Raw genomic sequence first — 12,338 nt, 5'->3', positions numbered from 1 at the left:
AATGAATACCGAAACCGACACCGATACCCTGCTGCAACTCGAACAGCGTCTCATCGACGCCGCCGAGCCGTTCGCCGTCGCGACCGTGATCCGTGCCGCGCCGCCCACCTCGACCTGGGTCGGCGCGCAGGCGCTCGTGGAGGCCGACGGCACGCTGCACGGCTGGATCGGCGGCGGCTGCTCGCGCGCCATCGTGATCGAGGCCGCGCGGCAGGCCATCCGCGCGGGCCAGCCGCGGCGCGTGCGCATCAGCAACGAGCCGCAGGCGCCGGACGAAGGCGTCGAGTCGCACGCGATGCCGTGCGCGAGCAACGGCGCGCTGGAGCTGTTCATCCAGCCGACCGTGCCCGCGCCGCTCGTGCTCGTGCTGGGCGCCACGCCGGCCGCGCTCGAGGCGTGCATGCTCGCGCAGCGCGCTGGGTTGCGCGTGGGCGCGGCCGTCGGTTCGGCGCTCGGCGTGGCGACCCAGTCGTTCGCGGCAGCGGGCGTGTCGCACGTGATGCCGGGGTTCGACGCGGCGGCGATGACGGCGATGGCGCCGCTGCTGGCCCTCGTCGCGACCCAGGGCGACGGCGACGAGGACGCGCTCGAAGCCGCGCTGCATAGCGGCGCCGCGGCGGTCCTGCTGATCGCGAGCCGCCGCAAGGCGGACCGGTTGCGCGAGACGATGCGTCTGCGCGGCATCGACGAGGCGCGGCTGGCGGCGCTCCATGCGCCGGCCGGGCCGCCGATCCACGCGCAGACGCCGCAGGAGATCGCGCTCGGGGCGGTGGCGGGGCTCGTGGCGATGCGCCGCGAGCTAGAGCAGGCCGAGGCGGGCGCCGCCGGGCAGGCGGCAGGCCCTGCTGCTTCCGGCGGGGCCGCCCGTACGCACGCCGCGCTCGCGAGCGAGCGCGTGCCACCGCTGATGCCGTGCGGCGAGGTGAGCGAGCCTGGCGAATCCGGCGACGAACCGGCTGCCAAACTCGGCGGCGTGCCGCAGGCCGCCGGGGGACGCTACGTGAACCCCGTCTGCGGCATGAGCGTCGAGATCGCGTCGGCGAAGCACGTGATCGAGCACGGCGGGCAGAAGGTCTATTTCTGCTGCGACTGCTGCAAGGTCGAGTTCGAGAAGACGCCCGAGCGGTACATGAGCATTGCCGCAACGGCGTCCATGGGAGCCGGACGATGAACGCATGCGCATCTTCCCCATCCCCCGCCGCGACGGCGTTTTCGGCCGTGGTGCTGGCGGCGGGACTGTCGAGCCGGATGGCGGGCCGGCACAAGCTCCTGCTGCCGCTGCGCGGCGAGCCTGCCGTGCGGCGCACCGTGCGGGCCGTGCTCGACGCCGGGCCGCGGGAAGTCGTCGTCGTGACGGGCTTCAACGGCCGCGCGATCTTCGAGGCGCTCGACGGCCTGCCCGTCACCTTCCGCGGCAACCCGCGCTACGCGCAGGGGCAGATGACTTCGGTCGCGGCGGGCGTGGCCGCGCTGCAGTCGCCCTGCGATGTGGTCATGATCTGCCTCGCCGACCAGGTGCTGCTCGAAGCCGCCGACTATCGCGAACTCGTCGAAGCCTGGGCGGCGAGGCCGCGCGGCTCGATTCTCGTGCCCATGTCCGGCGGGGAGCGCGGCAATCCCGTGCTGTTCGCCGCGAGCTACACGCCCGAGGTCGTCAACGGACACGTCAATCCGGGCTGTCGCAAGCTGATCGCCGAGCATGGCGACGAGGTGTTCGTCCACGAGGCGGCGCACGATCGCTTCACGACCGACATGGATACGCCCGAGGACTACGCGCGCATCGTCGCGCGGCTCGGCGGGGAGGCAGGCGTCGGTGAGACCGGCGCTGCGTCGGGCGGCGCCGACCCGACGGGACGCATGCCGGTTGTCTCCGCTACCGAACACGGTTGAGTCGTCTCGCGCGGGGCGTCATCTCCTCGCCGCCGCCGCAAGCCTATCCGCCGTCACGCACAACGGCTGTGCCGCGTTGCACCATAGTCGGGACCGAATCCCGCGCGTCGGGCGGCCCCGTTTTGCTTTTCCGTGCGCGTTCTTTCGCGCCGCCCCGGTTCCCGGGCGGTTTGTCCGCATGGCTCGAATGTTGCTTTTGATCCTCCGGCCGGAGCCAGAGTCGATTCCGGTTGTGCAGACATTCGTAGCGACAGCTTGAGCAGCTTGAGGACAACGGCGTCCTGCCCGTTCCGTCATTCCGACGGAGCCGGCAGGACGCTTTTTTTATTGGCGGGACGGAAAGCAAAGTGACGGCATGGGCAATTCGACGGCGCGAGCGGGCGGAGCGGCGGGCATGAGCGGCGAGACCGTCCATACCGTCTGTCCGTACTGCGGCGTGGGCTGCGGGATGGTCCTGCACGTCGAGGGCGGCGAGGTCGTGCGGATCGCTGGCGACCGCGATCACCCCGCGAACTTCGGGCGGCTGTGCACGAAGGGCTCGTCGGCGCACGTCGCGCTGCGCCGCTCGGGCCGGCTCGAACACGCCTTCGTGCGGCGCGCGCGCGAGGCCGACCCGGTACCGCTGGCGATGGACGAGGCGATCGCCGACACCGCGCGCCGCCTGCGCGCCGTGCTCGACGCGCACGGCCCCGACGCGCTCTCGTTCTACGTCTCGGGCCAGATGTCGATCGAGGCCCAGTATCTCGTCAACAAGCTCGCCAAGGGCTTCGTCGGCACGCGCCACATCGAGTCGAACTCGCGGTTGTGCATGGCGAGCGCCGGCAGCGGCTACAAGCTCTCGCTGGGCGCGGACGGGCCGCCGGGCTCGTACGGGGATCTCGACCGCGCCGACCTGTTCTTCGTGATCGGCGCGAACATGGCCGACTGCCATCCCATCCTGTTCCTGCGCATGATGGACCGCGTGAAGGCCGGCGCGCGCCTCATCGTCGTGGACCCGCGGCGCAACGCGACGGCCGCCAAGGCCGATCTTTACCTGCCGATCAAGCCCGGCACCGACCTCGCGCTGCTCAACGGCCTGCTGCACCTGCTGCATCGCAACGGCCATACCGATGCGGCCTTCATCGAGGCGCACACCGAGGGCTGGGACGCGATGCCCGCGTTTCTCGACGACTATCCGCCCGAGCGCGTCGCGCAGATCACGGGCCTCGCCGAGGCCGACATTCGCCAGGCCGCGCAATGGATCGGCGAGGCGCCCGAGTGGACGAGCCTCTGGACCATGGGCCTGAACCAGAGCACGCACGGCACCTGGAACACCAACGCGATCTGCAACCTGCATCTGGCGACGGGCCGGATCTGCCGTCCCGGCAGCGGGCCGTTCTCGCTGACGGGCCAGCCCAACGCGATGGGCGGGCGCGAGATGGGCTACATGGGGCCGGGGCTGCCGGGCCAGCGCTCGCTGCTCGTCGACGAGGACCGCGCGTTTGCCGAGGCGCAATGGGGCCTCGCGCCCGGCACGCTGAAGGCCGAGGCGGGACAGGGCACCATCGACATGTTCGGCCGCATGGCGGCGGGCGAGATCAAGGCGTGCTGGATCGTCTGCACGAATCCGGTCGCGACGGTCGCGAACCGCCGCAACGTGATCGCGGGCCTGCAGGCCGCCGAGCTCGTGATCTGCCAGGACGCGTTCCTCGACACCGAGACGAGCCGCTACGCCGACGTCCTTCTGCCCGGCGCGCTCTGGGCCGAGGCCGAGGGCGTGATGGTGAACTCCGAGCGCAACCTGACGCTGATGCGTCGCGCGATCGCGCCGCCCGGCGACGCGCTGCCGGACTGGCAGATCATCGCGCGCGTCGCCTGCGCGATGGGGTTTGCCGACGCGTTCAGCTACGCGAGCGCTGAAGAAGTCTTCGCCGAGCTCGCGCGCTTTTCGAATTCGAAGACGGGCTACGACCTACGCGGCGTGAGCCACGCGAGCCTGCGCGACGCTCCGCAGCAGTGGCCGTGTCCGCCGGACGATGCGCAGGCTCGCCACCCGGTCCGCTATCTGAACGACGGCGTGAGCCAGACGCCGAAGCAACGGGAGGACGGCAGCCGTCCTGCGCTCGCGTTTCCGACGCCCAGCGGCAAGGCCGTCTTTTTCGCGCGTCCGCACGTCGAGCCGGCGGAAATGCCCGATGCCGCGTTTCCCGTCGTGCTCAACACCGGCCGCCTGCAACACCAGTGGCACACGATGACGAAGACGGGCAAGGTTCCGATGCTCAACAAGCTCAACCCGAGCCCGTTCGTCGAGCTGCATCCCGAGGACGCCGCTGCGCTCGGCGTCGCGCCGAAGGACAGCGTGGAAATCCGCTCGCGGCGCGGGCGGGCCGTGCTGCCCGCCGTCGTGACCGACCGCGTGCAGGCGGGCCAGTGCTTTGCGCCCATGCACTGGAACGACGTGTTCGGCGACGACCTCTGCATCAACGAGGTCACGCACGACGCCGTCGATCCGGTTTCGCAGCAGCCCGAACTCAAGTTCTGCGCCGTCGCGCTGAGCCGCGTCGAGGCGGGGCCGGCCGGCGCGCCGGCAAACCGCGCCGATGCGCCGGCGCGTGCCGCGGCCGAACCCGTTCTCCGGGGGCTCGCCCAACCCGATCAATTGCCCGCAAACCTCGACCAGGCGCTCGCAGAACCCGCTCGGGAGACCGCGCCATTTTCCGGGGAACAGGATATGTCCCGCATCGATGCTTTCATGACCCTGCTCGGCATGCAGGAGCGCGCCGCGCCCGAACTGGACGACACGGAGCGCGCCTACGTTTCCGGCTTCGTCAGCGGCCTGCGTCTGCCGCAGGCGCGCCGGACCGGCGTGCCGACGCTGCCCGCCGACGCGCCGCTGCGCCCGTTCGCGCGGGTGTGGATGAACGGCGTGCTGGCCGGGCTGTTCAGCCGCGGCGAGGCTTCGCCGGCAGACAATCCGGCGTTGCCGCAGGACACGGAGCATCCCGTGACGATCGGCCATGCGCGGCCGCGCGTGACGTTGCTCTGGGCGTCGCAGACGGGCAACGTCGAATCGCTGACCGAGCGCTACGCCACCGCGCTCATGGAGGCCGGCTTCGAGATACGTATGGCCTGCATGGCCGACTACGACGTCGCGCTGCTCGCGAAGGCACAGTTCGTTCTGCTGATGACGAGCACGTTCGGCGACGGCGATCCGCCCGACAACGGCCTGGACTTCTGGCAGGCGCTCAGGGACGGGAACGCGCCGCGTCTCGACGGCGTGCATCACGCCGTGCTCGCGTTCGGCGACCGCAACTACGACCAGTTCTGCGGGCACGGCCGCCATCTCGACGCGCGCATGGCCGAACTCGGCGCGACGCGCCTGCTCGTTTGCGCCGAATGCGACACCGACTTCCAGGGGCCCGCCGACGCCTGGCTCGAACGCGTCGGCGCGCGCATCAAGGAAGTGGATGCCGAGCTTCACGCCGTGCCCGCGGGCGGCAGGGTGCCCGAGCGGTCGTCCGGCGCCGCGCCGACCAAGGCGCGGCCCGCGGCCTCGCGGCTCGTGACGAATGTGCGGCTCAACGGCGAAGGCGCGGCCAAGGACACCCGCTACGTCTGCCTCGCGACGGCGGACAGCGGGCTCGAATACGAGGTGGGCGACGCGCTCGGCGTCTGGCCCCGCAACTGTCCCGAGCTCGTCGACGAACTGATCGACCTGGCCGGGCTCAGCGCCGACGCGCCGGTGACGGTGAGCGGCGTCGGCGAAGTGCCGCTCGCCGAGGCGCTCGGCAGCTACTACGAGATCGCGCGGCCGGGGCCCGATGCGCTGGCGTTCATCGCGTCCCGCAGCGAGAACGGCGCGCTCGGCGCCTTGCTCGCGGAGGACCGCAAGGCGGAGCTCAAGCAATGGCTCTGGGGCCAGCAACTGGCCGACGTGCTGCACGAGTTTCCGGTGACGCTCTCGGCGGCGGAGCTCGTGGGCATGCTCAAGCGGCTTCAGCCGCGTCTGTACTCGATCGCGTCGAGCCCGCTCGCGCATCCGGGCGAGGTGCATCTGACGGTGTCGGCCGTGCGCTACAGCAACGGCCGGCGCGCGCGCAAGGGCGTGGCGTCGACGTTCCTCGCGGACCGCGCGGGCGGACACGACGTGCCGGTGTTCGTCCAGAAGTCGACGCACTTTCGCCCGCCGCGCAGCGGCGACACGCCGATCGTGATGGTCGGGCCCGGCACCGGCGTCGCGCCGTTCCGAGGCTTCCTGCACGAGCGGCTCGCGCGCGGCGAGACCGGGCGCAACTGGCTGTTCTTCGGCGAGCAGCACGCGGCGACGGACTTCTACTATCGCGACGAACTCGAATCGATGCGCGAGAAAGGCCTGCTCACGCGCCTCGATCTCGCGTTCTCGCGCGACCAGGCCGGCAAGGTCTACGTGCAGGACCGCATGCTCGAAAACGGGGCCGAGCTCTGGGCGTGGCTCGAAGAGGGCGCGCATTTCTACGTCTGCGGAGACGCCGCGCGCATGGCGAAGGACGTGGACGCGGCGCTCCGGACCATCGCGGCCCGCCACGGCGGCATGAGCGACGCACAGGCCGCCGAATACGTGAGCCGGCTCGCGAAGGACAAGCGCTACGTGCGCGACGTGTACTGACTTTCCCCTTGCGTTCTCCTTGCCGGCGGCGCCCGGTTCGGCGACGACCCGCTGCATTCCGTACTATGCTCGCAGGTGCTCGCCGCTGCCGGACGTTCGCTAACGATGCGCGTCCGGCTTGCCGGCCCGGCAGCGACGACGGTCCGGTAATTAATCGATCGGTCGAGTCGGTCAACCGCCCGCGCGACGCATGGAAACGATGCCGCGCGCCATACGTACCATACGCACGATCACCGCCTCGATGGCAGGAGAAACGCCCATGTGCCGCTGGCTTGCCTACACCGGCAATCCGATTCAGCTCGAAACCGTCCTGTTCCGCGAAAAGCACTCGCTGATCGACCAGAGCCTGCATTCGCGCCTCGGCGCGACGACGACCAACGGCGACGGCTTCGGCGTCGGCTGGTACGGCGAGGCGCACGAGGCCCCGTTCCGCTACCGCAGCGTGAGCCCGGCCTGGAACGACCGCAATCTGCGGGAGGCGGCGCGCGCCATTCATTCGCCGCTGTTCGTCGCGCACATCCGCGCGGCGACCGACACGCCGGTGCAGGAAACCAACTGCCATCCGTTTCGCCACAACCAGTGGCTGTTCGTTCACAACGGGCAGATTCGTCACTATCAGACGCTGCGCCGCGACCTGATGCTCGGCATCGACCCGGGGCTGTTCGGGGCGATCGAGGGTTCGACCGATTCCGAGGTCATGTTCTATCTGGCGCTGACCTTCGGGCTGAATCAGGACCCCGTGGCCGCGCTCGAGCGGATGGCGGGCTTCGTGGAGCAGACCGCGGCGAAGCACCGGGTCGAGGCGCCGCTCAACATGACCGTCTGCGCGACCGACGGCGAGCGGGTCGTCGCGGCGCGCTATTCGAGCGACGGGCGCTCGCGCACGCTTTTTCACAGCACCTCGTTCAAACATCTGCACGAGCTCTATCCGCACGACCCCCGCATCGCCGCGGTGGGCGACGACGCCTTTCTCGTGCTGTCCGAACCGCTCGTCGATCTGCCCGACGCCTGGGAGGCGATCGAGGAGGGCACCGCCGTCGTCGCGCATCGCGGCGAGCTCCGCCAGCGGGCCTTTGCTCCGCGCACGAGAAGCTGAGGCCCCGAACGCCGCCCGGTCGCCCCGCCGCCACCCGGCCCGGGCGGCGCCTTCGTTCATCGCTCACCGTGGCAACGCGATCGCCGCGCTTGCGGTAATCTTCCTCACCGCGTGCCGAACCCCGGCTTCGCCCATGTCGTTCGCATCACCAGGCGTCGACGGGGTTTCCCGTCTTTCCGCAACGGATCGACGGCGCTATGCTTTTCGCAGTCGTTCAGCAGAGCCCTTTCTGGTCGGGATGTTTGCAAGCGTGTGATATCCCCGTCCGCCAACGCGTGGAAAATCTCTTGCCGGAGGCGCCATGGTCGAGTGGTCCAGCAGAATCCAGGAGTTTGTCGACGGAATCGAGGCGAGCGTCGCCATCGTCGGGCACGACGAGGGGGGGCAACTCATCGTGCCGGCCTGCAACGACGGATTCTTCGAAATGACGGGCGGCCGGCGGGCGGGCATCCGGACGTTTCCGATTCCGTTCGATACGCTCGTGCCGAACTACGCCCGCAGCCAATTCAGGATGAAGTTGCAGGAATGCTTCGATTCCGGCATCGCCCAGGAGCTGGAGCAGGCCTACGACCTGAGGGACGGCACGCACTGGTGGCGTCTGTCGCTCAAGCCGTTCAAGCATTCGAACGGCGGCGCCACGGTGCTCGAGATCCTCGTCACGGGGCTCGACATCACGCCGAAGATGTACCTGACGCACGAGCTCGAGGTGACGACCTCCCGTTTCCGCTCCGTCGTCGACGCGGCCTACGACGCGATCATCACGATCGACCAGCAGCACAACATCACGCTGTTCAATCGCGCCGCCGAAAATCTGTTCGGTTACTCGTCGGACGAGGTGATGGGCCAGTCGATCGAGAACCTGCTTCCGCCCAAATACCGGCCCAACCACTCGCAGTACGTCCAGCAGTTCGCTCGCTCGCCGGTCCGCTCGCGGCAGATGGACGAGCGCAACCGCGTCTACGGGCAGCATCGCGACGGGTCGCTGCTGCCCGTGGAAATCGCGATCTCGAAGATCAACGTCGACGGGCTGATCGAGTTCACTGCCGTCATTCGCGACATCACGGACCGGGTGCGCCTGATGGACCTGCTGCAGAAGCAGGCCGTGACGGACGAGCTGACCGGCCTGCCGAATCGCCGCGAGTTTCTGGAGGTCGTCGACAACATCCTGGTCTCGGACGAGATGCTCTCCGTCTTCATTCTCGACATCGACTACTTCAAGAAGATCAACGACTCCTACGGCCACGACATCGGCGACGAGGTGCTGCGCATCCTCGCGCGGGTGGGCATGATGTCGAGCCGCAAGGAAGACGTGTTCGCCCGTTGGGGCGGCGAGGAGTTCGTGGCCGCGATGCCGGGCCTCGACGCCGAAGCGGCGCGCGAGCAGGCGGACCGGCTGCGCCTCATCTTCGAGCGCCAGGAGTTCAGCCACAACTGGCGGCTCGGCAAGCCGATTCCGTTTACCGTCAGCATCGGCGTGGCGCAGCGCCAGCCCGGCGAGCGCGAGGTGGAGGTCATCCTCAAGCGCGCGGACCAGGCGCTCTACCGGGCCAAGGAAACGGGCCGCAATCGCGTCGAGATCGGATAGGCGGGGCGGGGCCGTCCGCCCCAACGCCCCACGTCGTCACGAAGCGCTCGCGACGACGTGGGTGTCGATCCACTTCAGGATCCAGTCCGCGACTTCCAGGTTGTTGCGGTCCTGCATCATCATGTGCGTGTTGCCGCGAATGCCGACGTCGGGCAGCCGCACGAGCGCTGCGTGGCCGCCGGCCCGGTCGGTCGCCGCGACGAAGGCCCGGCAGGCCTTCAGGCGCGGCGCCCAGCGCGGCGAGAGTTCGACGTAGTCGCCGAACAGCACGAGAATCGGCATCTTCGTGTAGGGCGTGAGGTCGCCGGTCGGGGACGGGCATTCGGCCGGCTCCACGGCGACGATGCCGGCGATGCCGCGCGTGCTGATCGCGGCGGTCTGGAACGGGTAGATGCCGGCCTGCGAATGGCTGACGAGCACCGTGTCGCCGAGCTTCGCCGCCAGTTGCGAGAGCGCGGGGACGGTCGGATTCGGCGTCGGCAGCGAGGCGCTCCAGTCGGGCACCATCTGCTGCCAGAGGCCGGCCTGCGCCTCGACGGGGAACTGCTCGCCCGTAAATAGTTCGGGGTACTTCGGACCGAAGCGGAAGATGCTCCAGGCGGACTCGTGCGAGGCGGCGAACACGGTGGGCAGTTGCGAGGGCGGCGTCCGGCCGAGCTTCACGCTGTTGATGGCGCTGATGTCCGCCGCCGAGCGTCCGCGGTCGGACTGGTCGATGACGTAGGTCGGATAGCCGCGGCGCACGAAATATTCTTCCCAGCCCATGCGGCCGTCGGGCGTCGTCTCCCAGGTCTTGCCGGTCAGGCAGCATCCGTGGATGAGCGTGAGCGACAGCGGTTTCGCGCCGACGGGCACCTGGTAATGCACGTACATCTGGTCGACCGTGACCGTGCCGGAGGCGGCGTAGTTCGGCAGCGTCGATAGCGTGTCCGAATGGACGTCGCGTCCGCCGATGAAGAAACTGCCCTGTTTCGCGATCGAAAGCGGACCGGATAGGCCGGCGGCGCGATCGGACGTCGTCTGCGAAACGCAGGACGCGAGCGCAAAGGCGAGCAGCGCCGTACAGCAAAGGCGGCCGGCGAGCGATGCGGGATCTCTCATTGTTTCTGTCTCCTTGATTGTCGGTGTTCGTCGTACGCGAAGGCGTGCGCAGTGCCGAGAATACCGAAAACGGCCGCGGCGGGCCGGCCCGGGCGGCAACCTGGAAGTCTATTGTGTTATGTTATAACGTATAAGACGAGCAATAGCCGACCTTCCAACCTGCTTTCAAATCCGTCCGATGAAAAAAATCACCGCTTCGCTTTATTCCGTTCTTCCGTCCGGTTTAGCCGGTCGTTTTCAACGCCGGTCGACTTCGTCTTCGCGCCGTCGCGGCCGCCTGCTGGCCGGTTCCGTCGGCGCATGGGCGGCGCTGCTGGCGTTGCACGGCGGCAGCGCGCTGGCCGCGCCGGCGCCGCGCGTGATCCATGCGGTCGGGGTGGAGAACGAATACGCCGACGTCATTGCGCAGATCGGCGGCCGGTACGTGCAGGTCACGGCCATCGAGACCGATCCGAACACCGACCCGCACACGTTCGAAGTGAATCCGCAGGTCGCCCGGCAAATCGCCTCGGCGGACCTCGTCGTCAAGAACGGCGTCGGCTACGACGCATGGGCCGACAAGATCATCGCGGCGGCGCCGGCGGACGGACGCACGGTGATCGACGTCCAGCACCTGCTCGGCCTGCCCGACAGCACGCCGAACCCGCACCTCTGGTACGACCCGAAGACGATGCCGGCCGTCGCGAAGGCGATCGCGGCCGGGCTGAGCGCGCACGACCCGGCCGAAGCCGCCTATTTCTCGGCCAACGCGCGCAAGTTCGACGCCTCGCTCAAGCCCTGGCTGGCGGCGATCGCGTCGTTCCGGGCGAAGTACGGCAGCACGCCGGTCGCCGCGACGGAGCCCGTCGCCAACTACATGCTGCAGGCCGCCGGCACGACCATCCTCACGCCGTTCAGCCTGCAGGCGGCCATCATGAACGGCACCGATCCGTCGCCGCAGGACGTGAGCACGCAGAACGGGCTCTTCACGGGCCATCGCGTCAAGGCGTTCGTCTACAACCAGCAGGTCACCGACGCGCTCACCCAGTCCTTCCTCAATCTCGCGAAAGAGAACGGCATTCCCGTCGTCGGCGTCTACGAGACGATGCCGACGCCAGGCTTTACCTATCAGTCGTGGATGCGTGCCGAAGTCGAGGCCCTGCGCCGGGCCGTGGCGAGCGGGACGTCCACCGAAACGCTGCAGGCGCGCAAGTGAACGGGGCGGACCCGTCGGGCGGCCTGCTCGCGGTCGACGGCGTGAACGTGTCGTTTGCCGGGCGCCGCGTGCTGGAGGACGTGACGTTCCGGCTCGGGGCCGGGCAGTTCTGCGGACTGATCGGCGCGAACGGCTCGGGCAAGACCACGCTGTTGCGCACGGTTCTCGGCTTCCAGCGGCCCCAGGCGGGCAGCGTGAGGATCGGCGCGGACGGCGGCGGGGCCGCCTCCGTCGGCTATGTGCCGCAGAAGATCCTGCTCGATCCGTACCTGCCGCTGCGCGCGCGCGATCTCGTGTCGCTCGGGCTCGACGGTCATCGACCCGGGCTGCCGTGGCCGTCGAGAAAGCGCGACCAGACCGTCGACGCCATGCTCGCGGCCGTCGACGGTCTCGCGTTCGCCGATCAGCGCGTCGGCGATCTTTCGGGCGGCCAGCAGCAGCGGGTGCTGATCGCGCATGCGCTGGTGCGCCGTCCGCGGCTCTTGCTGCTCGACGAGCCGCTCGCCAATCTCGACATTCGCAGCGCCTCGGAAATCGTCGCGTTGCTGCACCGGCTTTGCGTGGGACAGGGCATTGGCGTGCTGCTGTCCGCCCACGACATGAATCCGCTTTTGCCCGTCATGGACCGGATCGTCTATCTCGCGGGCGGCCGGGCGGCGAGCGGGCCGGCCGACGAAGTCGTGCGCAGCGAGGTGCTGAGCCGGCTCTACGGCTATCGCATCGACGTGATCCGCGTGCACGGCCGGGTGCTCGTCGTCGCCGCGGGCGCCGAAGAGGCCGAAGACGCGGCGCTGCCGGCGTTGCGGCACCGCCCCGATCACGCCGTGCAGGCGTACCACTGACGTTT

The 12,338-nt window shown here is 69.2% G+C and carries 8 protein-coding genes; 7 read left to right on the top strand and 1 reads right to left on the bottom strand.

Annotated elements, in window-relative coordinates:
* Nucleotide 1: 1 nt before the first annotated feature.
* From CY652_RS03560 to CY652_RS03540, 5 genes are all read left to right on the top strand, one after another.
* Nucleotides 2-1,171: an XdhC family protein gene (locus CY652_RS03560; RefSeq protein ID WP_102129299.1), complete on the top strand. Its 1,170-nt coding sequence runs from the start codon at nucleotides 2-4 to the stop codon at nucleotides 1,169-1,171.
* Nucleotides 1,168-1,890: a nucleotidyltransferase family protein gene (locus CY652_RS03555; protein ID WP_102129298.1), complete on the top strand. Its 723-nt coding sequence runs from the start codon at nucleotides 1,168-1,170 to the stop codon at nucleotides 1,888-1,890. Before CY652_RS03560 ends, CY652_RS03555 begins: the two co-directional genes overlap by 4 nt.
* Before the next feature lie 394 nt (nucleotides 1,891-2,284).
* Complete coding sequence (locus tag CY652_RS03550; RefSeq protein WP_102129357.1) at nucleotides 2,285-6,514, top strand: bifunctional nitrate reductase/sulfite reductase flavoprotein subunit alpha; 4,230 nt, start codon at nucleotides 2,285-2,287, stop codon at nucleotides 6,512-6,514.
* 259 nt (nucleotides 6,515-6,773) lie between these two features.
* Nucleotides 6,774-7,610, top strand: coding sequence for a class II glutamine amidotransferase (locus CY652_RS03545; protein ID WP_102129356.1), 837 nt, complete (start codon nucleotides 6,774-6,776; stop codon nucleotides 7,608-7,610).
* Between the two features lie 301 nt (nucleotides 7,611-7,911).
* On the top strand, nucleotides 7,912-9,195 hold the full coding sequence (locus CY652_RS03540; RefSeq protein ID WP_102129297.1) for a sensor domain-containing diguanylate cyclase: 1,284 nt from the start codon (nucleotides 7,912-7,914) through the stop codon (nucleotides 9,193-9,195).
* A 36-nt stretch (nucleotides 9,196-9,231) separates the two neighbouring features.
* Here the strand turns inward: CY652_RS03540 and CY652_RS03535 are convergent, their stop codons facing one another.
* Nucleotides 9,232-10,296: an esterase gene (locus CY652_RS03535; protein ID WP_102129296.1), complete on the bottom strand. Its 1,065-nt coding sequence runs from the start codon at nucleotides 10,294-10,296 to the stop codon at nucleotides 9,232-9,234.
* Nucleotides 10,297-10,474: 178 nt separating this feature from the next.
* Here CY652_RS03535 and CY652_RS03530 point away from each other — a divergent pair, with 178 nt between their 5' ends.
* Complete coding sequence (locus CY652_RS03530) at nucleotides 10,475-11,491, top strand: metal ABC transporter solute-binding protein, Zn/Mn family (RefSeq protein WP_180970390.1); 1,017 nt, start codon at nucleotides 10,475-10,477, stop codon at nucleotides 11,489-11,491.
* Nucleotides 11,488-12,333 carry a metal ABC transporter ATP-binding protein gene (locus tag CY652_RS03525; protein ID WP_219723696.1) on the top strand — a complete coding sequence of 282 codons (846 nt, stop codon included), beginning with the start codon at nucleotides 11,488-11,490 and terminating at the stop codon, nucleotides 12,331-12,333. The genes CY652_RS03530 and CY652_RS03525 overlap by 4 nt, the downstream gene beginning before the upstream one ends.
* Nucleotides 12,334-12,338 lie beyond the last annotated feature (5 nt).

This window comes from Burkholderia sp. WAC0059 (assembly GCF_002870125.1).
Classification (GTDB): domain Bacteria; phylum Pseudomonadota; class Gammaproteobacteria; order Burkholderiales; family Burkholderiaceae; genus Paraburkholderia.
The sequence above is the reverse complement of the archived record's forward strand: the minus strand, read 5'-3'. Positions and strand labels throughout refer to the sequence as shown.

Bases quoted from the DNA above. Each gene is read 5' to 3' on its own strand.
- CY652_RS03540 (WP_102129297.1), top strand. From the start codon at position 7,912: ATGGTCGAGTGGTCCAGCAGAATCCAGGAGTTTGTCGACGGAATCGAG.
- CY652_RS03550 (WP_102129357.1), top strand. From the start codon at position 2,285: ATGAGCGGCGAGACCGTCCATACCGTCTGTCCGTACTGCGGCGTGGGC.
- CY652_RS03530 (WP_180970390.1), top strand. From the start codon at position 10,475: ATGAAAAAAATCACCGCTTCGCTTTATTCCGTTCTTCCGTCCGGTTTA.
- CY652_RS03560 (WP_102129299.1), top strand. From the start codon at position 2: ATGAATACCGAAACCGACACCGATACCCTGCTGCAACTCGAACAGCGT.
- CY652_RS03535 (WP_102129296.1), bottom strand. From the start codon at position 10,296: ATGAGAGATCCCGCATCGCTCGCCGGCCGCCTTTGCTGTACGGCGCTG.
- CY652_RS03545 (WP_102129356.1), top strand. From the start codon at position 6,774: ATGTGCCGCTGGCTTGCCTACACCGGCAATCCGATTCAGCTCGAAACC.
- CY652_RS03555 (WP_102129298.1), top strand. From the start codon at position 1,168: ATGAACGCATGCGCATCTTCCCCATCCCCCGCCGCGACGGCGTTTTCG.